Annotated in this window: 14 protein-coding genes; 13 read left to right on the top strand and 1 reads right to left on the bottom strand. The window is 45.6% G+C overall.

The window, feature by feature from the left end:
• The first annotated feature begins 19 nt into the window (after window positions 1-19).
• The 9 genes from ACVBDY_RS07590 (at window position 20) to ACVBDY_RS07550 (ending at window position 16983) form a co-directional block, all read left to right on the top strand.
• The gene (locus tag ACVBDY_RS07590; RefSeq protein ID WP_447174866.1) at window positions 20-985 is read left to right on the top strand and encodes a hypothetical protein; all 966 of its coding nucleotides are present in this window, start codon (window positions 20-22) and stop codon (window positions 983-985) included.
• Window positions 986-1149: 164 nt separating this feature from the next.
• On the top strand, window positions 1150-3117 hold the full coding sequence (locus ACVBDY_RS07585; RefSeq protein WP_447174865.1) for a PKD domain-containing protein: 1968 nt from the start codon (window positions 1150-1152) through the stop codon (window positions 3115-3117).
• Between the two features lie 49 nt (window positions 3118-3166).
• A complete protein-coding gene (locus ACVBDY_RS07580) occupies window positions 3167-5770 on the top strand; it encodes a CHAT domain-containing protein (protein ID WP_447174864.1) in 2604 nt (867 codons plus the stop codon).
• Between the two features lie 308 nt (window positions 5771-6078).
• Window positions 6079-7500 (top strand): AraC family transcriptional regulator, encoded by a 1422-nt coding sequence (locus ACVBDY_RS07575; protein ID WP_447174863.1) that lies wholly within the window; start codon window positions 6079-6081, stop codon window positions 7498-7500.
• A 437-nt stretch (window positions 7501-7937) separates the two neighbouring features.
• Window positions 7938-9293 (top strand): sugar porter family MFS transporter, encoded by a 1356-nt coding sequence (locus ACVBDY_RS07570; RefSeq protein ID WP_447174862.1) that lies wholly within the window; start codon window positions 7938-7940, stop codon window positions 9291-9293.
• A gap of 65 nt (window positions 9294-9358) precedes the next feature.
• Window positions 9359-10966 carry a glycoside hydrolase family 32 protein gene (locus ACVBDY_RS07565; RefSeq protein ID WP_447174861.1) on the top strand — a complete coding sequence of 536 codons (1608 nt, stop codon included), beginning with the start codon at window positions 9359-9361 and terminating at the stop codon, window positions 10964-10966.
• Between the two features lie 18 nt (window positions 10967-10984).
• Window positions 10985-14134, top strand: coding sequence for a SusC/RagA family TonB-linked outer membrane protein (locus tag ACVBDY_RS07560; protein ID WP_447174860.1), 3150 nt, complete (start codon window positions 10985-10987; stop codon window positions 14132-14134).
• Window positions 14135-14205: 71 nt separating this feature from the next.
• Window positions 14206-15927 carry a RagB/SusD family nutrient uptake outer membrane protein gene (locus tag ACVBDY_RS07555; protein WP_447174859.1) on the top strand — a complete coding sequence of 574 codons (1722 nt, stop codon included), beginning with the start codon at window positions 14206-14208 and terminating at the stop codon, window positions 15925-15927.
• 156 nt (window positions 15928-16083) lie between these two features.
• Window positions 16084-16983, top strand: coding sequence for a carbohydrate kinase family protein (locus ACVBDY_RS07550; protein WP_447174858.1), 900 nt, complete (start codon window positions 16084-16086; stop codon window positions 16981-16983).
• 8 nt (window positions 16984-16991) lie between these two features.
• Here the strand turns inward: ACVBDY_RS07550 and ACVBDY_RS07545 are convergent, their stop codons facing one another.
• A complete protein-coding gene (locus ACVBDY_RS07545; protein WP_447174857.1) occupies window positions 16992-17921 on the bottom strand; it encodes a LysR family transcriptional regulator in 930 nt (309 codons plus the stop codon).
• Window positions 17922-18024: 103 nt separating this feature from the next.
• Here ACVBDY_RS07545 and ACVBDY_RS07540 point away from each other — a divergent pair, with 103 nt between their 5' ends.
• The 4 genes from ACVBDY_RS07540 (at window position 18025) to ACVBDY_RS07525 (ending at window position 22420) form a co-directional block, all read left to right on the top strand.
• On the top strand, window positions 18025-18636 hold the full coding sequence (locus tag ACVBDY_RS07540) for an NAD(P)H-dependent oxidoreductase (protein WP_447174856.1): 612 nt from the start codon (window positions 18025-18027) through the stop codon (window positions 18634-18636).
• 133 nt (window positions 18637-18769) lie between these two features.
• Window positions 18770-19945, top strand: coding sequence for an MFS transporter (locus tag ACVBDY_RS07535; protein WP_447174855.1), 1176 nt, complete (start codon window positions 18770-18772; stop codon window positions 19943-19945).
• Between the two features lie 24 nt (window positions 19946-19969).
• The gene (locus ACVBDY_RS07530; protein ID WP_447174854.1) at window positions 19970-21115 is read left to right on the top strand and encodes an alkene reductase; all 1146 of its coding nucleotides are present in this window, start codon (window positions 19970-19972) and stop codon (window positions 21113-21115) included.
• A 9-nt stretch (window positions 21116-21124) separates the two neighbouring features.
• Window positions 21125-22420: a serine hydrolase domain-containing protein gene (locus tag ACVBDY_RS07525; protein ID WP_447174853.1), complete on the top strand. Its 1296-nt coding sequence runs from the start codon at window positions 21125-21127 to the stop codon at window positions 22418-22420.
• The last annotated feature ends 91 nt before the right edge of the window (window positions 22421-22511 follow it).

Genomic DNA, 22511 nt, shown 5'->3' with positions numbered 1-22511 from the left:
AGCCAAAACCACCGATGTTATGAAATTCGCATCATTTCTGCATTTTTTTTCGTTGTTCCTGCTGTTATCCGGCTGTAACCGGGACACCTGTTGCGATGAGCCCCTGCAGGAAATGAACTTCGAAGCTCCGGCGCCACAGGAATTCATTAACCTGCAGGAAACCGCCCGGGAAACGCTTTCCACTAATATAATCTTTCAGGCAGAACAGGGACTGGAACATACTTCCGACAACGGTACGATGATCATCATACCCCAGGGCTGCTTTACCTCAGCGGATGGCCTACCCGTTGATGGAGATATAACCCTGGAATTTATAGAATTGTACGACCGTAATGATATGCTGGTTGTCAACAGGCCTTCCATGGGGCAGATAAACGAACAAATCAGATCGCTTCTCATAGGCGAAGGGTTCTTTTATCTCAACCTTACCCGGGACGGACAACAGATAATAAGTGACTGTGGAATACAGATACGCGTTCCCGTTTCCCGAACCGGCGATGCCGCAGAGGATATCTTCCTTTGGGAAGGTCCGGAAAATGCAAATGGTAGTTTCTCCTGGAATCTGTATACGGAAGGTGAATTTTTTACGGAAAATGGTTATTATGTGACCTATGTTTCCGGCAACGGATGGAAAGGCATCGCCCATACAGCAAACTATCCCGGAGGAAAAACGGGTATACAAGTATTGGCAAGCGATGGGTATAATGGTGAAAATGCTGCCGTTTACCTTGCTTATGCCGATGAAAAACATGGGATTGCACAACTTTACTGGGACAACAAAACATCCATGTTTACAGATCCTTACCGACAATTTTTCCCGGACCAAGACATACACCTGTTGTTTATCTCCGCAGAAGGTGAACAATGGCGCTATGCCGTAAAAAGCGTAACTGCAGAAGCAGACAAGATATACACCATAGCCCATAGCGAAACAAGCACGGCAACCCTCGCAGAGCTGCTGTCGGTCATAGCCGAACTTCCCTAACCTACTTTTGTTTTCCGGATACAAAAAAAATAAGACAATAACGGGTAACAATTAAAAAGTCTTCCGGATATAAATACAAAGAATATGATATAACAGCCCTGGAGAAGGCTTTATAAAAAGGGCAAGCCCTGGTTTTTAAAATCTTTTATAAATGAAATAATCATATGCGGATTTTTACCTCTTTAATTTTTATCATTGTATTCCGGTCCGCTTTCGCTCAGGAAACACACATTGTCGATACCTTGCAACGTACCGCTATTTTCGATTACCATATATCAGGCAACACGGTAGATCTCGTCCCCATGCCCCCGGCCCTTATACAGATCGCCGGAGCTCCCAAGGCCTATTATTCCTATTTCTGGGAATTCGGGGATGGTGACTTCAGCCGGAACAAAGAACCGAAACACCACTATAAAAAAGAAGGAGAATACGAAGTAAACCTATGGGTGACCAACCATTACGACAACGGAGAAACACCCGCCACCCGTCCGCAGAAAATAAAAATTGATAAGGTTACGGAAACCTATAAAGGCGAAGCTTCAATGGAAGACTACCTTACCCTGCAAAGAAACCGGGAGCCTGTCCCGGCAGAAGATATTGTAGTTGTGCTCAGCTATAAAAATCCCAAAGAATATGTTACAAGCGGTAAATTATATCTTTTTTATAATGAACTGAAATACAAGGCGGATAATTTCGAACTTACGGATACCCGTACTTACCACGGAGAAAAGATCCGAACGGGTGAAGATTTTGTTCATACCGGTAATGTGATGCAGGATGGCGCTCTGCTGGCCTCCGCCGAAAAAGAAATGCTTTACCTGAGACAACAATGGCAGGACAGCACAGAAAAAATCAACCTTCCTTTGACCCTGGAAGAGTCCAAAGCCTATTACAAAGACTGGAGTATCCTGGAATTTGACGGAATGTCTCCTAATGAAGAACGAAATATCTTTTTCACACTTCGTACCACTCCCGAAATGTTAAAGGACACCAGTGCTATTATTACCGTTAGGAGCATTTATGTTCCCGACGAAAATTATGACAATCACAAAGTAAAGGAAATGGAGATGGAGATCGTTACCTCCCACGATCCCAACAGAATGTCTTCCAACGCCACTATTATGAACTATCGCCTGGTACGGTTCAAGACCTTTAGGTTCAAAACAAGATTTCAGAACAATGGTGAGGGCCCTGCCCGGACCATACGCCTGGAAACCGATATTCCCGATATGTTTGACAAAAGTACGCTGGAGATTGAGGACCTCTATCCCGAATGTCCCGTTTGCCCGAAAGAAGAAAACATCACTTACAGTTGCATTGACACTACCTTTACCGAAAAAAAGGCTGTTTTCACCTTCAAAAATATTTATCTTCCGGGTAGCGAACAGAAAAACGTACAGGAATACGATTCAACCAAAGGCTTTGTAAAATACCGTATAAAACTGGCTAAGGATTTTCACAAAAAGAAAACCAAAAGCCGGACAGCCATTTATTTTGATAAGAATGAACCTATTATTACCAATTACGCCACCACCCGCTTTCTCCCTGGTATTTCCGTCGGTGCCAAGGCCGGTTACATGATAAGCCCGGACCTTGACAATCATCGCGAATATTTTGCAGGTGTTACCATTTCACCATATAAATCCTATCGGGGTTACCTTCAGGCTGAACTTATGGTCTCGGCGGCGTCTTTTGACGAAGTAAAACGGTTCACGGATGAGGTTGTAAACGATAATGGTTTTACGGACTCTTATGATATGGAATCGCTTAACGAATACCGGAACATATCGTTATATCTCGTCCCGGTATCCTACAGGTACAACCTCAACAATTACCTTGCTGTCGGCACCGGGATACAGCTCAAAACCGACCTGAGCAGCAGGCACTGTATTACCGATACCGGAGCGTACTCGCTCCTCATCCCCTCCGAAGGTGTCGATTTTCGTGACGACACCAAAGATTTTATCACACAAACAGAAACCACGAGATCGTTCACCAATTTCCAGACCGGGGTTTTTGTGGGATTCACTGCAGGATTTGCCAGGATAGGTCCGAGTATCGGCGCACGGTATGTCTATAATTTCAATGCCCCTAACAGCCAGGTACAACTCTATGCCATATGGAAGTTCTAATGTCCCGTAACGCTATGGGGCAGTATTGTTCAACACAAAAACATCCGGCGTGAAAAAAAAATTACTTTTATTGGTTTGTTTCCTGTCATTCCTTCCGTTACAAGCACAGCTTACGGACAGTATATACCACACCGTGGACAGGCTGACGAAAGACCCTGCCCCGCATATTTTCGACCGGCTGGAGGAAAAAGCATCCGCTTTTGAAAAACAAGCGGTCACTCCCGGCGAGCATACAGCCATGCTTATACTCCGCTGTAATATGGGATATCATTACCGGAAATCGGGAATGTCACAAAAGGCTATTGCCTGTTACGAAAGCGCCTGGAAAAACTATCAGGATCATCAACTGGCCGATTACGACATTATAGAATATTGCCTGAAGCCACTTGGTAACCTTTATACGATATCCGGAAATTTTACCCAGGCCGAAAATACTATAAAATCTTATTTATTTCTCGCCGAAGAACAGGGAAACCAGGCCCAGAGAATTGCTGCAGTTCTCAATCTGTCGGTAGTATACCACAATACCGGAAATTTTCGCACGGCTATCCGGTTATTGGAGGAAGATCTCAAAACTACGATTCCGGATGCAAAACAAAAAGCTTTACTACTCAACAATCTTGCTACCAATTATTTTGCCCTGGAAGAATATGAAAAAGCGGAAGCCATCCTGCAACAGGCAACACAGACAAACCCGGAAATCACTTCGCCTATGTACCGCAATATGGCCCAGCTTGCCAAAAGCCGGGATCAGGTAACATTGACACAACAATACCTCGATCTCGCAGAAAAAGCCATGCGGGAACAACCATTCCGGGCAAGGGATATCGCCCGCCTATACGTAGAAAAATCCGAGTTATTTATCGTAAATGGCGATACGATACAGGCCCGGAAACTTCTTTACACAGCCCTTGATTTTCTTTTACCAAATCATAATAAGGACTCGTTGCCCAACAGGGAAAGACTATATCCCGAAAATACATTGATCGCCATTTTTGATGCCCTAGCTTCGTTGGAGAACGACTTGGAAGCTACCCTTGACTATTACGAACTTAGTTTTTATGTAACCGGATTACTGCAGAAACAAATCATATCGCAGGAAACAAAAATCCTACACAGCACCGGGAACCGGATACGGAGTGAAAAATGTATAGACCTACTCTACAATGCCTATAAAAACACGGATAATGATCGTTATCTCGAAAGGGCCTTCTTCTATGCGGAACGAAGTAAAGCCTCTGCCTTAAAAGATGCCATTTCTCAAAAATCAATGGCAGAAAAATTTCCGGGGAACTCTCTTCTCCCGGAAGAAAGCACCCTGTCTTCTATCCGTGAAAATACCATAAACAAACTGGTACGTGCACAACTCACCGGGAAAGGACAGGATTCCGTCCGTTCATATACAGAAACCTTGAACCGGCTCAACCTGGAGCTGAAATCACTCCGCCATAAAATCGATGAAAAATACCCTGAAACTCCCTTTTCCGGTATATCCGTTCCCCTGTTACAGGATAAACTGAAAAATGACAAGGCCAATATGATCGTATATTTTTCCGGAAAACAACACCTGTATACCTTTGTCTTTAGTAGAAATGGCGCTGAACTATACAGAAAAGACAATACAAGTGCACTCCGGGAAGATATACGTCACTTCATTTCTTTCTTTGATGATCCTTCCCGTATAAATAATAACGTAACAGCTTATAGCCGGAGTGCTTACCAGGTATACCGTTCCCTGTTTCCTTCCGAAATACTCAATACCGAGTACCTGGTTATCGTACCGGACGGATTACTTGGTTTTATTCCTTTTGAAGCCTTATTGATTGAGCCTGCGCAAAGCGATAACTATAACCGGATGCCTTTCCTGGTAAAACGGCAAAAAATGGTATATCAAACCTCGGCAGATTTATATCTCAGGGAATACCAGTATGCCGAAAAAGAAAAACTTCTGGGTATTTTCCCTGTTTTTGAAAATACTCCCATGGAGTTGCGATATTCCGAAGAAGAAGCGGAAAGCATAAGGTGCATAACCGACGCAGATATTCTAATCGGAAAAGATGCCACCAAAGCCAATTTCCTGGAAAAAGCCGGAAATTATGATATTATTCACCTTTCCACTCACGCCAGTGGGGGAAATTTTGTAATTCCCGCAAACATTGAATTCCGGGATGATGTAATGTTACTTCACGAATTATATGGCTTACAACTAAAACCCGCCCTTGTAGTACTGAGCGCCTGCGAAACCGGTATCGGGAAATTACAGCGCGGTGAAGGGGCTATAAGTCTCGCACGCGGTTTTCGGTACGCAGGGGCTAACAGACTGCTGTTCTCTTTGTGGAAAGTGAATGACCGGGCCACCTCCCGGATTATGACATTGTTTTATCAAAACTACGAAAAATACGCCTCCGCTTCTGCTGCAAACCATCAATCCAAAATAGATTACCTGGACGACAAAGAAGTCCCCCTGGCCCAAAAATCGCCCTATTACTGGAGCGGGTTCGTATATTACGGAAATATACAGCACGAAAAACTCCCGGCTTCTTCCCAAATTATTGTTTCGGGCACCTTGATAGCGCTGCTTTGCACAACACTTTTCATCGAATTTTACCGGAGGAAAAAAAGAAAAAGACACAGATCAGCCCGGGGAAAATAAAAACCGGCTATGTATATAAAAATCATGAAATCCGCAATCCGGGCTTCACAAGTGGTGTTAATTTTATAAATTGGCAGAAAATATCGGCTTCTTATTAAAACCAGCCACGAATACACGAATGATTTTCAGAAAACCAATCCCATTATCCGTGAATCAGTGGCTGAAATTTAAAAAAACGATAGTAACAGTCCTTTTTCAACGCAATGCCAATTTCCGGGAACCCTCATATAATCCGCTATTGTCACATTTTTGCCTATATCCTGCTAACGGGCATTGTTTTCTCCTGTTCCGGATTTAAGGAAAAAAATATGGTAAAGATCGGTTTCTCCCAGGGTATGACCACCGACGACTGGAGGAAACAAATGAATAAATCCATGAAGCTGGAAGCCTCCCTGCACGACAACGTGGAGCTGACCATACTGGATGCCGATGACAATGTAAAGAAACAGCTAACGGATATCGAAGCGCTTATCCGCGACCAATCGGACATTATCATTGTTTCCCCCATACAATCCCAGCCCCTTACCGCAGTGGTGGAACGGTCCGTAAAAGCCGGTATTCCGGTTATTGTTATAGACCGGAAGATAGAGAACGAAAGCTATACCGCATATCTCGGCGCGGACAATATAGAGGTGGGGAGGAACGCAGGACGTTATATAGCCTCCGGTATTCCCTATAAAGAAGGAAAAATAAAAATCGTTGAGATAAAAGGGCTTAAAGGATCTTCCCCTGCCCATGAAAGAAGCCTGGGATTTGGGCAGATCATAAACCGGTTTGAAAAACTGGAGACCGTTGCTGCTATAGACGGCAACTGGGAAAGCGAATCGGTAAAAGAACCTTTGCGAAATATCCTGGAAGAGCATAAAGATATCGATTATGTATTCTCCCACAACGACCGCATGGCGCTCAGTGCCTGGGAAGTGGCCCGGGAAAAAGGCGTAGAAAATAAAATAAAATTTATAGGGGTCGACGGGCTCAACACTTTGAACGGTGGTATACAACTCGTTCAGGACAAAGTATTACAAGCTACCATTTTTTATCCTACGGGTGGGAACGAAGCCATAAAGCTCGCCCTTAAAGTCCTCCGGAACGACCCTGTTTCCAAGAACAACATACTAAGTACCACAGTCATAGATTCCGTAAACGCGGATATTATGAAAAACCAATTGGACAAGATTGACCGACAACAGGCAAGTATCGAAAACCAGTTGCAAAAACTTTCGGAACAGGAGAAGAAATACGCCACCCAAACCAATCTTATCAAAATACTGACTTTTTTCCTGGTACTTATTCTTTCCCTCGCCCTTTACAGTATTTATTCTACCTATGTTATCAGTAAAAAGAAAAAGCTGCTGGAACTGCAAAGTGAAAAGATCACCCTGCAACAAAACGAAATAGAAAAGATCGTCGGGCAGGAATTCCGTACCAGGCTGGACACCATCATAGAACAACACCTGGATAATCCGCAATTTACAGTAGAAGAGCTTGCCCGTAGACTAAACCTGTCTCGCGTACAACTCTACCGCAAAATAAAAGGGATGTTCGGTGTGAGTGTCAATGAATATATCAGTAGTATAAGACTTGAAAAATCTAGGGAAATGCTTCGCCAGACTTCCCTGAACATAGCCGAAATAGCCTATGCCTGCGGGTTTTCCTCTCCCAATTATTTCTCCACTTCATTTAAGAACAAGTACGGTATCACCCCGAAAGAATATAAGAACAGTCTTTAAAATCCGGGTAATTATCGAATGTTTATAAGGAAAGAGAGCCCAAAAGCTTATATCACGATAAACAATCTTCCGTATCCGGACGCATAATACGATTATACCCGAGATACTCCTATAAAAATAGCAGACCGGATTGGTAATATCCCTTTATTACCGCCTTTTTGTCCGGGGATTTAATTTCTTATCATCCGGGGCAGCGTTTTGTTGAAGAACCATACTGTTAACCCGGTGTTAAAACCATGTAACCTCAGTATAATTTCTGTTACCTGAGTATAACTATATCGTTATCGTAAAGAATTTGCAAAAAACAAATCCATTGATTTGCAGCATATTAAAAAAATAAAGCTCAAGAAAATCAAAAACGAAATGATTTGAAACATCACTAAAATAAAACACCGGTTTTTAAGAATAGTTTAGCATTCATCACAATAAATTAAAAGATGAATAAAATTATTCTTTGGTCGATTACGGCAGCATTGGCCGGTTTTTTATTCGGTTTCGATACGGTAGTTATATCCGGCGCTGATAAGCAATTGCAATTACTGTGGAACTCTTCCGATGCTTTTCACGGTTCCGTAGTCATGGCCATGGCTTTGTGGGGTACGGTAGTCGGCGCATTGTTCGGCGGGATTCCCACGAACCGGATAGGAAGAAAAGACACCCTTATATTAATAGGTTTCCTTTATTTGATATCTTCTGTTGGATCTGCCCTGGCCTACGATCCTCATACTTTTGCATTTTTCCGTTTCATAGGCGGACTAGGTGTAGGGGCCTCCACTATTGCCGCGCCCGCTTACGTATCGGAAATTGCCCCGGCCAGGAAAAGGGGGCAATTAGTATCTCTGTACCAATTCAATATTGTACTGGGCATACTCATCGCCTTTATTTCCAATTACCTGCTCAGCGATGCCGGTGAGAATTCGTGGCGCTGGATGATGGGTGTCGAAGCCTTTCCTTCGCTGATATATCTACTCTTTGCCTTTAACCTGCCCAAAAGCCCGAGATGGCTCATTTCCAGGAAACAAACGGAACGTGCAAAAGCCATCTTGAGACTCATTGATCCTAACAGCGACGCCGACCGTTTGGTTAAAAAAATACAGGAAGGAGCGGCAACTATCAGTTCCGGCGAGACCATATTCATGAAAAAATACAGGTTTCCCCTTATCCTCGCCTTCCTCATTGCCATGTTTAACCAATTCTCCGGCATTAACGCTTTTCTTTATTACGCCCCGCGGATATTCGAAGAAGCCGGCCTTGAACAGAACACCGCCCTGCTGAGCAGCGTGGGGATAGGTGTGGTAAACCTGTTGTTTACACTGGCAGGGGTAATGCTCATAGACAAACTGGGTAGAAAGACCTTGTTATTATATGGCTCATTCGGCTATATTTTTTCCCTTTCCATGGTAACCGCCTCATTTTATTTCAACTGGGGCGGACTATCGGTTCCTCTCTCCCTCTTTGTCTTTATAGCATCGCATGCCATTGGACAAGGAGCGGTAATATGGGTGTATATATCCGAGATATTTCCCAATCACCTGCGTCCCGCCGGACAGGCCTTTGGATCGTCCGTCCACTGGATCCTCGCGGCGATCATCCCCTCCCTGATACCCATGCTTTTTGCTACTGTGGGCTCATGGCCGGTTTTTATGTTCTTTACGGTAATGATGGTCCTGCAACTCCTGTTCGTATGGTTTGTCATGCCCGAAACCAAGGGGATCTCGCTGGAGAAAATACAATCCCGGCTAAAAATTAAAGACAAAACCCCGGCGATAAACCTCAAACATTCCCGGGAATGATCGTGCATTACAAGCCCCGGATCGCAATACTAAAATAACGCTTTAAATAATCAATCCCAGTAATTATGAAAAACACACTAAAAAACAAGGTGATGATACTGACAGCTTCCCTGTTCGTTCTCATCGCCTGCGGTCAGAAAAACGGAGAAAAGGAAACAACAGATCCCAAAAGTCCGGTTCTCAGTGAAGAAGAACTCTACAGACCTGACTTCCATTTCACGCCCAAAGAAAAGTGGATGAATGACCCTAACGGCATGTTTTATTACAACGGGTATTATCACTTGTTCTTTCAGCACTATCCGGACTCCACCGTCTGGGGGCCCATGCACTGGGGACACGCGGTAAGTACGGACCTGCTAAACTGGAAAGAACTTCCGATAGCCCTCTACCCTGACGAATCGGGCTATATCTTTTCGGGAAGTGCCGTGGTAGACCATGAAAACACTTCCGGCTTCGGAGAAAACGGGGCTCCTCCCGTAATAGCCATGTACACCATTCACAACCCGGAAAAAAGGGATAACGACCAGATCGATGTAGAATCCCAGGGTATCGCCTACAGTACGGACGAAGGGATGACCTGGACGAAGTACCAGGGCAACCCGGTCATTGAAAACCCGGGCATACGGGATTTTCGTGACCCTAAAATAGTACGCGATACCATACGCAATCAATGGGTCATGGTGCTTGCCGCCCAGGACCGGGCCAAATTTTACCGTTCCGACAACCTGAAAGACTGGGAATTCCTTTCGGATTTCGGTGTGGAAACGGGTGGTCACGGTGGCGTTTGGGAATGCCCGGACTTTTTCCCGATGACCGTGGAAGACACAGGCGAAACCAAATGGGTACTGATCCAGAGTGTCAACCCCGGAGGACCGAATGGCGGTTCGGCTACCCAGTATTTTATAGGCGATTTTGACGGTACGACCTTTATTTTAGATCCCGGGTTTGAAGCCGAATTAAATAAAAGAAAAGCCTTTTGGATCGACTACGGCAAAGACAACTATGCCGGGGTCACCTGGTCTGGCATTCCGGATAGTGACGGCAGGAAACTCTTTATCGGGTGGATGTCCAACTGGGAGTATGCCCAGCAGGTACCTACCACCGCCTGGCGCAGCGCTATGACTGTTCCCAGGGAACTTCTCCTGGCTAAAAACGGCACTTCCTATCAACTCACGTCAAAACCGGTAAAGGAATTAAAAAACTTCCGTTCAAAAGCATTCAGAAAAAAGGATATAGCCCTGGATACTCCTTTCGTGTATAATAAGGAGAATGGTCCCGGACTCAGCAGTACAGAAATCCACCTGAGCCTGGAAAAAATAGGTAAACAAACCTTCACATTCCAATTGTACAACACCGTCGGAGATACGCTTTCCTTTGGTCTCGACAATACAAAAAAGGAGTTCTTTATCGACCGGAAGCAGGCCGGACAAACGGATTTTTCCGGAAAATTTGCCGGAAAAATAGCTGTTGCTCCGAGATTCTCCGGTTCGGATACACTAAATGTACATATTGTATTGGACAAAACTTCTATCGAGATATTTTACGATGACGGTAGCGTGGTCATGACAGAAATATTTTTCCCGAAAGCCCCTTTTGACACTTTTGGCCTTACCTCGGCAGATTCAGAAGCTATCATAAAAGAGATAGCTATTCATCAATTAAGCTTCAATTAACCAGAAAAACCAAAACATATGAAACGATTATTGTTCTGCCTTCTGCTGCTGGCACAGGGCTACCTGTATGCACAGGAAACCGGAGTGAGCGGTACGGTAACCTCGTCGGAAGACGGGCTTCCCCTGCCCGGGGCCTCCATCCTGGTAAAAGGGACTACCAAAGGTACCGTGACTGATTTTGATGGTAATTACAATCTCACCGATATTCCCGCCGATGCCACACTGGTATTCAGCTACGTGGGATTTGTTACGAAGGAGGTTCCCTTAGGCGGAAAAACACAGATCAACATTGCCCTGGACACAGATTCGCAGCAACTGGATGAAGTAGTCATTGTAGGATATACCAGGGAACGAAAAGTGGAAATGACAGGTGCTATTTCCGTAGTAGACATGGCCCCTCTGGAAGGACAAAGCATGAGCTCCGGAAGTACGATGCAGGCCCTCCAGGGCCGTGTGCCCGGATTGTTCGTAGAAAAATCGGGAGACCCTACGGGGGCAAGCAGCCGTATCCTTATCCGGGGAGTGAGCACCTTGGGGGACAATAATCCCCTTTACGTTATAGACGGGGTGCCTACCGTTCGTCCGGAAGTCTTTGCCAGTATCAATCCAAGTACCATAGAATCCGTCCAGGTACTCAAGGATGCTTCGGCCTCTTCCGTATATGGAGCAAGAGCAGCCAATGGTGTTATCGTTGTCAGCACCAGAAACCGCGCAAAGGGAGAAGGCGAAAAGTTTAGTGTCAGCATAAACTCCAACATTTCGGTACTTTCCGAAAAGAAACAACGTTACGACATGCTGAATGCACAACAGCGAGGTGAAGCATTATGGCGTGCCTCGGTGAATGACGGCGCCGATCCCAATAATGCCTATGGAGAGATTTACGATTTTAACTGGAACGGGGACTTTAACAATCCTGTGCTTAACAGTATATCCGTACAGCCTTACGTAGGCGGAAATACCAATGTCCCTGCGGGGGATACGGACTGGCAGAAAGAGACCTACGAAACCGGGTATGTATATAATAATGATGTGAGTATTTCCGGGGGGACGGACAAATCTTTCATGCTGCTCAACCTGGGATACCTGAAAAATACAGGGATTCTGAAATATACGGGTTACGAACGCTATTCGGCCAAGTTTAACGGAAACGTAAAACTATTTAATGACAAGGTACGGGTAGGCGTGAATACCCAGCTTTTTACTTCGACCGAAACCCTCGCCTCTCCCGATGTGGGAAGCGCTCCCACTCCCGGGCTGGCCATTACGATGGCACCGACTATCCCCGTCTTTACGGCTACGGGAGAATACGCAGGCCCCATCGGGTCCGGATACTCCGACAGGAACAATCCCGTGTACATGCAATACATCAACCGGTGGGACAATACCGAAAGGACCACTCTTTTCGGAAATGTATTTGCCGAAGCCGATATCTTCGACAACCTGACCTTCCGTACCTCTGTGGGGATAGATCACAACCGCTTTCACCGGAAAGATATAGAAACCACCGTACAGAATGGTTTTATAACCAGGAGTGTCAACAAACTGACACATGATACCAACGACTATACCAGCTTTACCTTTACCAACACCCTGAACTATGAGTTGGAACTTGGTAATCACAGGATCGGGGTCTTGCTCGGTACCGAAGCGATAAAGACTGATTTTAATTCCATCATATCTTCCGGCCAGGGCTTTGCCATAGAAACCGAAGATTATTTTACTCTCGGCGCTGCTTCGGGGAACCGTACCACAGACGGTACCACAACAGGAAGCCGTTTATGGTCTCAGTTCGGTAAACTCAGTTATGCCTTTGCCGATAAATACCTGGCTTCCTTTACCCTTAGACGGGACGGTTCTTCACGTTTCGGGGAAGATAGCCGTTACGGGTATTTCCCGGCAGCGACCGCAGGATGGCGTATCAATCGCGAAGACTTTCTGAAGGAGAACAATATCATATCCGATCTAAAAATACGTGCAGGTTATGGTGAGGTTGGTAACCAATCTATAGGCGATGTGGCCCGCTTCGGGTTATACGAAGCACGGTACGGCCCAAATCAGAATGTATATGTACCGGATTTCTTCAATATTTATTACAACGTAGGAACGGCCTATGACCTCAACGGCAATAATACCGGGAACCTGCCTTCCGGGTTCGTCTCCATACAGGCTGCCAACAGCGGATTGAAATGGGAAGAGACCCGCGAAGTAAACATCGGGCTGGATTTCGGCCTTTTTCAAAACAAAATTGCCGGTTCTTTCGATTATTTTGTGAGAAATACGGAAGGTATTCTAATACAGCCTCCTGTCGCCTCGGTACTGGGCGAAGGCCGGCAACGCTTTCTCAACGGGGCTTCTACCCGTACCAAGGGATGGGAGTTGTCCTTAGCTTATTCCGACACCTATGAAAACGGGCTGTATTTTGCCGTATCCACCAACTTCGGAGCCTTCAGGGACAAAATAACCGAACTCCCCGAAGAAGTAAGGACCGCTTACCCAGGAACTGCGGAAAACTCCATCATCGGGCATTCCCAGTTCTCTATTTACGGGTATAAGACGGACGGGCTGTTCCAAAGCCGGGAAGAAGTAGAGGCACATGCCACCCAGGTAGGCGCCAGGCCGGGCGGGATCAAATTCGTCGACCTCAACGAGGATGGTATTATCAATGCGGACGACCGTGACTTCCTGGGCACCACCCTCCCCGATCTGGAATATGGTATCCGTATCGATCTCGGGTATAAGAACTTTGATCTATCTGTATTTGGTTCCGGAGTCACCGGGCGTATCGGGCTCGATCCCTATATTTTCTGGAACAATTTTGTACAGGGGCGGGAAAATGCCGGACTGGGTGTCCTTAATGCCTGGACCCCCGAAAATACCAATACGGATATCCCTTCCCTCTCCCTGGTAAACAATGATACGCAGGACTCCGATTATTTGTACCGCAACAATTCCTATTTTAAACTCAGGAATGCCCAGCTGGGATATAATCTGCCCAAGGAACTCATCACAAGATGGGGAGGGATGACCAATCTCCGGTTTTATGTACAGGGAGAGAACCTGTTCTGGATCACCCCGAAAAACTTCGTAGGGGCCGACCCGGAAAGGACTAATGTCAATGCCATTCCCGTTCCTACCACTTTTTCACTTGGAGTCAATATCGGGTTTTAAAATGGGATAATGTGCCAATGAGATAATTGGATGATATACCGATGACTTTAACTTGTAATAAAAATAAACAGATGAAAGCAATTCACACCATACATTATACTTTCCTTGCCGGGGCATTCTTATTGATGTCCTGCAGCAAGGATTTCCTGGAATACGATCCCAAAGGGCAGGTTCCCGAAGAAGATATTGCCACTACCGAAAATGCTGAAAGCCTGGTGACCACGGCTTATGCCGGTATTGCCAACGATGAAATGATAGGCCCCCTCACTCATTTGTGGGTGTACGGCAGCGTGCGTTCGGACGATGCCTATAAAGGCGGAGGCGGAAGAGGCGATGTCGCTGTAGTGGACCACTATGAACAGTATAACCTTACCCAGGCCGATGATGGCGACCAGATGATACCGCGTACCTGGACCAATTTTTACAAAGCTATTTCCCGGGCCAACTTTGCACTGTCGGTAATCGGGGAACTTTCCGAAGAGGAATTCCCACTAAAGACTACCCGGATGGCAGAACTTCGTTTTCTAAGAGGGCATTCCCACTTTATGTTGAAGTTGCTTTTCAAGAAGATCCCTTATGTTACGGAAGGCCTCAGTGATGAAGAACTACTACAGATCTCCAATGATGTGGACAATGACGAACTCTGGAACAAGATTGCTGAGGATTTCCTTTTTGCTTTCGAAAATCTTCCCGAAACCCGCGAACAGCCCGGACGTGCAGATAAAAATGCCGCCGCCGCTTATATGGCCAAATTAAGGCTTTACCAGGCTTACGAACAGGATGAGAATCACCAGGTTGTAAATATCAATACCTCGCAACTGGAAGAAGTTATTACTTATGCAGACGAAGTGTCCGGCAGCCTGGAACCGGATTTTGCGAATAATTTTCTTGACGGCCATGACAACGGTACCGAATCGATATGGGCCGCACAGTTTTCAGTCAATGACGGTACGGAAGTAGGCCGGGCAAGCTATGTAACCGGGCTGAACTCACCGCACGGTACTTCACTGTACGGTTGCTGCGGTTTTCACCTGCCAAGTCAGAACATGGTCAATGCCTTTAAAACCGATGAGGATGGGCTGCCTCTAACCGACGGCTTCAATACTTCGGACATGATCGACTCTACAGATTTTACAAGTGTCGACCCCCGGCTCGACCATACTATAGGTGTACCCGGGCGTCCTTTTAAATACCGGAATACGGTAAGTGAAGAGGGCGATATGATTTACCGCGCAAACTGGGCCAGGGACCCCGGAGTTTACGGTTTTTTCGGAAATATGAAAGAACAGCAGGCCCCGGACTGCTCCTGTTTTGTAAAAGAAGGTCCCTTTATAGGCACCTCCAAAAATGTGGACTTTATACGCTATGCCGATGTATTGCTTTTTAAAGCCGAAGCCCTGATACAACTGGGCAGGCACAACGAAGCGCTGCCTATCATTAACGAGGTACGGCAGAGAGCCGCGGCAAGTACGGTCCGCCCGCTGGAAGCCGGGGCAAGCGACATATACAACATAGAACCGTATCCCTCTTTTTCTTCCAAAGAAGAAGCTATGAAAGCACTGAAATTCGAGAGAAGACTGGAATTTGCCATGGAAGGGCACCGGTTCTTCGACCTGGTACGATGGGGTGAAGCTGCCGAAGTATTAAATGCCTACCTGGATGAAGAAAAAACCAAACGGGACTTCCTGGCCAATGCCCGTTTCACCGCGGGAAGGGACGAATATTACCCGATCCCGCAACGGGAGATCGATTTTACCGGGGGAGGATTGTACAAACAAAATCCAGGGTATTAATACAACTGTCACATCGGGCGCAGTCGGGATGTCTTTAACGGCCGGAACCTCTCGGCTGCGCTCGGGGTGACTATTAAAATTTGGAAGTTGAATTCAGACTTCCCATATTTAATTTTTCGTAATTTGTAACGGCAAACCAGCCTGAAATCAATAAAAGTGAATAAAGAAAAAAAACTCAGGGTAATATCTTATGGTGAAGTGTTATGGGATTGTTTTCCGGATCACAAAAACATCGGCGGAGCACCGCTTAATGTAGCTATGCGTATGCAGTCCCTCGGATGCCATGTAAGCATGATAAGCGGCATAGGCCGTGATGATGACGGTAAAGAAATAAAATCATACCTCGAAAAGAACGGGATCAATACCAAAGGAATTGCCGAAATAGAAAACCACTCCACCGGCACGGTACAGGTTACCCTCAACGACCGTGGCTCCGCCACTTATGAGATCACCTACCCCTCGGCCTGGGATAAAATACCATTTACCGATACGGCAGAAAAACTGGTCAACACTTCCGACCTTCTGGTATATGGCAGCCTTGCATGTCGTGACGAGGTAGCCAGGAATACTTTACATAAATTATTGTCCGAAGACATCCGTAAAGTATTCGATGTCAACTTAAGGAGTCCGCATTATACTATGGACACTTTAAAAGACCTGATGGACAAAGCAGATTTTATAAAATTCAATGATGACGAACTCTATGAGATCTCGGAAGCATTGGGTTCTCCCTACAAATCCCTGGAGCAGAATATGGAGTATATGGCGGAAAAAACCAATACGCCATCCGTATGTGTAACTAAAGGCAGGCACGGTGCGGTATTACTTCACGAAGGAAAGTGGTACTATAACAGTGGTTATAACATCAGGGTAAAAGATACGGTAGGTGCAGGCGATTCTTTTCTTGCCACATTACTTACCTATTTGTTCCATCACAAATCCCATCCGCAGGAAGCCATACATTTTGCATGTGCCATGGGTGCATTGGTAGCGGAAAGCGAAGGCGCCAATCCTGTTATAAGCCGGGAAAGGATATCGGCCTTAATGGTACGGTAAAAACATTTTTATCCGGCTATACTTTCTTTTTCCACAGGTTCATAAGAAGGCATTTTCCTTTCGAAAATGTCTTCTATGCATTTTATTTCATCGGCATAGATCGTATTTTTACGCATAGCAAAGTAAAGTGTGTTCTCTATGGGGGTTTTTCCTTCCCAGAGCAATTGTATATTCCCCTTTTCAATCTCATCCATACACAGAAAATCGGGAAGTACGGCAAGGCCCTTTGCCCTGCTCAGGCAGCGTACGATAGAAGTCTTGTTCGGAACAATGTAATTGCACTTAAAATCGGGATGTCTATTGAAATTCACATTCCAGAACCTCTGCAGATTTTCCATATCGCCTGTCGTCCCGTACCAGGTTTGGCATTTCAGCCACTCCTGCAGGCTGGCGCTATCTCCTTTCAACAATTCTTCAAAACCGGTCACGTCTGTATCCCTACCCGCCACAAGCACTATTTTCTCTTTGGAAAAGGCCCGGTAATCTATATTTTTATCCTGCCCTTTACGGGAACTTATCACCAGGTCGAGTATTCCCTTATCCAGGTCGGTAAGGGCATCCTTGTATTCCACGAATTTGATAATGACATCAAAAGGTAAAGTGGAAATAAACGGCTCTACAGTATACTGAAAGGTTTCCATACACATTCCTATACTAATGGTAGGTTTGTCCTTTTCCGTACTTTTCCGGAAACACTGCTCGGCATCCTCCAGTTTGGTTATAGCTTCCTTAATATGATTGTACAACACCTTTCCCCTTTCCGTAGGTACTATTTTTCTAGAAGAACGGTCAAACAATTTATATCCCGTATAAGATTCCAGGGAACTGAGATGCAGACTTACCCCCGGTTGGGATGCATAAAGCACCTGGGCAGCCCCGGTAAGGGTGCCTGTTTCATAAATGGCCTTAAAGGTCCTGTACCATTCTAAATTCACCATTTTTCACATCCATTATAATTATGATACAAATATATGATTTATATTATTTTAATAATACATAAAGTAGCTATAATTTTGTCCTGTAATCTTAACAAACATCCCTATGCAAAAGATATTCATTATTAACGGCGGACAAAAATTCGCACAATCGCAGGGCCGGTTTAATGAAACCCTGGCAAACATAACTCATGATTTCTTTAACACCCGGGAAGGATTTGAAGTAAAGACCACTAATATTAACGACAACTATATTCCGAAAGAAGAAGCCGGTAAATTCGCCTGGGCGGATGCAATCATTTATCACATGCCGATCTGGTGGTTTCAACTTCCCCATAAATTAAAGGAGTACATAGACCATGTTTTCGAAAGAGGAGAAATATACAATAGTGACGGTCGTTCTTCTGCAAATCCTGCTATCAATTACGGTACGGGCGGATTGCTCAAAGGAAAAAAATACATGGCTACCACCAGCTGGAATGCGCCTAAGGAAGCTTTTACCCTTCCGGGGGAATTTTTTCAGCAAAAAAGCGTGGACGAAGGCATTTTGTTCGGGTTTCACCGGATGAACGCCTTCATCGGGCTGGAGCCCCTGGAAGGGATCCACTTCCACGATATTGTCAAGAACGGGAATATGGAAAGGGATGTAGCCGTATACAAGGCTCACCTCGAAAAAGTATTTTCTCCGGTAATTCCGGGACAGAAGCGTTTAGCATAATAATATCATATATCTATCGTCTTATGAAATGCCCATGACCAAATTTGCGGACACCTCCCGAAAGTTTTCGGGACGGTAGGATCATACATAGGGCACTCCATCTGACCGTTTAAAAAACAATAAATATTAACAGATGAAAAAAAGCTTATTATCACTGGCATTGGGAGGTCTTGGTATCGGAGTTACCGAATTTACCATTATGGGAATGTTACCCGATGTAGCCAAAGACCTCGATATATCCATCCCTGTAGCAGGCTACCTTATCTCCGCCTATGCGCTGGGAGTAGTTGTCGGGGCGCCGTTGTTGGTGGTAGGAATGGACAAGTTTTCTCCAAAGAAAGCACTGGTGTTACTCATGGTCCTGTTCACTTTGTTCAACGGGTTGTCCATTATTGCCCCGAGCTATGAACTTCTCCTGTTATCCAGGTTCGTTTCCGGGCTTCCGCACGGCGCTTTCTTCGGGGTGGGGTCTGTAGTAGCCAGCAGGCTTGCTGATAAGGGCAAGGAAGCACAAGCTGTAGCCTTTATGTTCTCCGGACTTACCGTAGCCAACCTGCTCGGTGTTCCGCTGGGCACTTATATAGGACATCACTTTTCCTGGCGCTATACCTTTTTACTGATCGCCTTTATAGGTTTGGTTACTATCCTGGCACTGCGGTTATGGATGCCTAAAACAGAACCGAGGAAAAATGCGGGCAATCCCTGGAAAGACTTTGCCATTTTCAAAGATGGTAACGTCTGGTTTATGGTATTGATATTTTCCGTGGCACCAGGTGCGCTCTTTGCATGGATCAGTTATATAGCTCCCCTGATGACGGAGGTTTCGGGCATTGCCGAAAAGCACCTGCCTTACATTATGATCCTCGCGGGGTTCGGAATGTTTGTCGGGAACCTGATCGGTGGTAAACTCTCTGATGCCTTTTCGCCTTCCGCAACCGTTATTACGGTACTGGGGTTCCAGATACTGTGTATGATCCTGATCTACTATACCGCATCCCACTCCTGGGCCTCGCTCACCATGACATTTCTTACCGGGGTAGCCACTTTTGCCATTGTTCCACCGCTTACCGTATTATTGCTCAATTCGGTAAAGAGCGAAGCGGAAATGCTGGTGGCTTCCCTGGGCCCCGCTTGTTTTAATATTGCAAATGCACTGGGAGCATTCCTGGGTGGTATTCCTATAGATATGGGCTATGGTTATACTTCCCCGGAATGGGTCGGCGTTGCCATGGCTGCGGCGGGTATTGCCATTTCACTGTTGTTTTTAAGGCGCAACAAAAAGCTGAAATACGCAGTGGAAAACAAATAATTCGCAACCCTAAAATATATTATCATGAAATATATAGAACTTTCCCTCTTCAAAGGGCACAGGGTGGGGCCATATACCACCAAAAACAGGATCGTTATGCCACCAATGACCAGGTCAAGGGCGGCAAAAGGCGAAGTGGCCACCGATCTCATGGCTGAATACTACAGCCAAAGGGCATCTGCGGGACTTATCATTTCCGAAGGTACACAGATCAGCAAACAGGGACAGGGTTATGCCTGGACTCCTGGGATATATACACCGGAACAGGTGAAAGGCTGGAGAAAGGTTACCGATGCCGTACATGATGCAGGGGGATTGATCTTCGCCCAGTTGTGGCACGTAGGCCGTATTTCCCATACCTCCCTGCAGCCCGATAACGGAACACCGGTTTCTTCATCTTCCCTGGTTGCGGAAGGTGTTAAGGTCTTTATCGACCCCAAAGGCAAAGGCGCTGAAAACGGGGTAGGTGAAATGGTACAGCATTCCACGCCAAGGGCGCTTACCACTCCGGAAATCCGGGAAATCATACAGGATTATGCAAAAGCTGCAAAAAATGCCATAGAAGCTGGTTTTGACGGCGTGGAACTTCACGGAGCCAACGGGTACCTCATTAACCAGTTCATAGACTCACAGGCCAATAACCGAACAGATATATACGGTGGTTCCCTGGAAAACAGGCTGCGGTTCCTGGACGAAACTGTTCAGGCCGTTACCGCCGCCATAGGAAAAAAGAAGGTAGGAGTACGTCTTGCTCCCCTTACTACCTTACAGGGTGCAGTAGATGACAACCCGGAAGAAACCTATACCGCAGCAGCAAAAATCCTGAATAAAAGGGGGATAGCTTATATACATATAGCGGAAGCGGACTGGGATGATGCTCCTTTAATGCCGGAGTCTTTCAAAAAGGCGTTGCGAAAAGTGTTTGCCGGCACCATGATCTATTCCGGAAAATATACCCGGGAAAAAGCCGAAACCGCACTGGCCGAAGGTTGGGCGGATATGATCGGCTTCGGGCGGCCGTTTATTGCCAATCCGGATCTTCCATACCGTCTGGAGCACAATATACCTCTTACCCCGGGAGATCCTGCCACGTATTTCGGTGGTAGTTCCAAAGGATATACGGACTATCCTTCCGTTACAGAAACCGAAAAACAGGTACAAATCTCCTGATCAAAAATTATGAAAACTTCTTCAAAAAGGAATACTACCACAAGACTCGTCGCTTTCTTCCTGGTTCTTTTCACCACCGTTTTACATGCCCAGGAAACACAAGGAATTGACATGGAGCGACTGGAACAAATCGATTCTTTTGTTTACAGGCATATCGGAGACAAACATATTCCCGGCGCAACAGCGCTTATTATCCGGAATGGTGAAGTAGTGTATAACAAAGCTTTCGGTTATGCCGATGTGGAAAGCGGGAAAAGGATGCAGACCGATAATATTTTTCGTATCGCGTCCCAAAGCAAGGCTATTACCAGTCTGGCCGTAATGTTGCTCTGGGAGGAAGGAAAATTTTTACTTGATGACCCGGTTTCCATGTATATACCGGCTTATGAAAATACGGAGGTCCTGAACACATATAATGAAAAGGACACCACTTACACCACCGTTCCGGCGGAAAGACAAATTACTATCCGGGACCTTTTGAGATATACTTCAGGTATTGCCTATCCGGCTGTTTTCAGTGACAAAAGGATGTGGGCCATTTACAAAAAGACAGGGATTCCCAGCGGCATCGGGTCCGCCGGTTCTACTTTAAAGGAAAAAATGGAACTCCTCGCCAAAGTGCCATTACAGCATCAGCCCGGCGAAGCCTTTACCTATGGTATCAATACCGATCTTCTCGGTTATTTGGTGGAACTATGGAGCGGACAAACGTTTGACAATTTTCTTCGCAAAAGAATTTTCGAACCTTTGGAAATGAAAGACACGTATTTTCATATTCCGAAAGAAAAACAGTCCCGCCTGGTTACGTTATACGAAAGTACACCCGATGGCCTGGAAAAAGTGACCCATCCTATTTATGAAGGTGTAAGTCCCCTGTTCCCCAATCAAAAAAGAACTTATTTTTCAGGAGGTGCCGGGCTCAGTTCCACTACTTCGGACTATGGCAGGTTTCTTTCTCTTTTAATGAACAAAGGGACTTATAAAGGAAAAAGGTTGTTAAGTCCGAAAACAGTGGAACTTATACTTACCAACCAGTTAACCCCGGAAATGCGTATTTCCCCGTATCCTCCGCAACCGGATGATTTTCAGTTCGGATTGGGATTTGCCCTGGAAACCGAAAAGAACAATTACCTGTCTCCATTTTCTATCGGTACTTTTAGCTGGGGAGGCGCTTTTAATACACATTACTGGGCAGACCCGGAGGAAAATCTTATAGGAATACTTTTTACCCAGGAATACCTGTCTCCCTACTGGCGTATAGGTGATGAATTTGAAACACTCACTTACCAGGCAATTTCCCAATAGTTCTGATACTGACATAAAAACTGCCTTCCCCCACCCTTATCAGGGCTTCGGAAGGCAGCTCAGCATGAAGACTCCGGTTTTAAGGGACAAA

The sequence above is a fragment of the Sinomicrobium halophytocola genome (assembly GCF_052983395.1).
Note: the sequence above shows the minus strand (reverse complement) of the source record. Positions and strands in the feature narration are given on the sequence as shown.

Bases quoted from the DNA above. Each gene is read 5' to 3' on its own strand.
- ACVBDY_RS07590 (WP_447174866.1), top strand. From the start codon at position 20: ATGAAATTCGCATCATTTCTGCATTTTTTTTCGTTGTTCCTGCTGTTA.
- ACVBDY_RS07585 (WP_447174865.1), top strand. From the start codon at position 1,150: ATGCGGATTTTTACCTCTTTAATTTTTATCATTGTATTCCGGTCCGCT.
- ACVBDY_RS07575 (WP_447174863.1), top strand. From the start codon at position 6,079: ATGGTAAAGATCGGTTTCTCCCAGGGTATGACCACCGACGACTGGAGG.
- ACVBDY_RS07570 (WP_447174862.1), top strand. From the start codon at position 7,938: ATGAATAAAATTATTCTTTGGTCGATTACGGCAGCATTGGCCGGTTTT.
- ACVBDY_RS07565 (WP_447174861.1), top strand. From the start codon at position 9,359: ATGAAAAACACACTAAAAAACAAGGTGATGATACTGACAGCTTCCCTG.
- ACVBDY_RS07560 (WP_447174860.1), top strand. From the start codon at position 10,985: ATGAAACGATTATTGTTCTGCCTTCTGCTGCTGGCACAGGGCTACCTG.
- ACVBDY_RS07555 (WP_447174859.1), top strand. From the start codon at position 14,206: ATGAAAGCAATTCACACCATACATTATACTTTCCTTGCCGGGGCATTC.
- ACVBDY_RS07545 (WP_447174857.1), bottom strand. From the start codon at position 17,921: ATGGTGAATTTAGAATGGTACAGGACCTTTAAGGCCATTTATGAAACA.
- ACVBDY_RS07540 (WP_447174856.1), top strand. From the start codon at position 18,025: ATGCAAAAGATATTCATTATTAACGGCGGACAAAAATTCGCACAATCG.
- ACVBDY_RS07535 (WP_447174855.1), top strand. From the start codon at position 18,770: ATGAAAAAAAGCTTATTATCACTGGCATTGGGAGGTCTTGGTATCGGA.
- ACVBDY_RS07530 (WP_447174854.1), top strand. From the start codon at position 19,970: ATGAAATATATAGAACTTTCCCTCTTCAAAGGGCACAGGGTGGGGCCA.
- ACVBDY_RS07525 (WP_447174853.1), top strand. From the start codon at position 21,125: ATGAAAACTTCTTCAAAAAGGAATACTACCACAAGACTCGTCGCTTTC.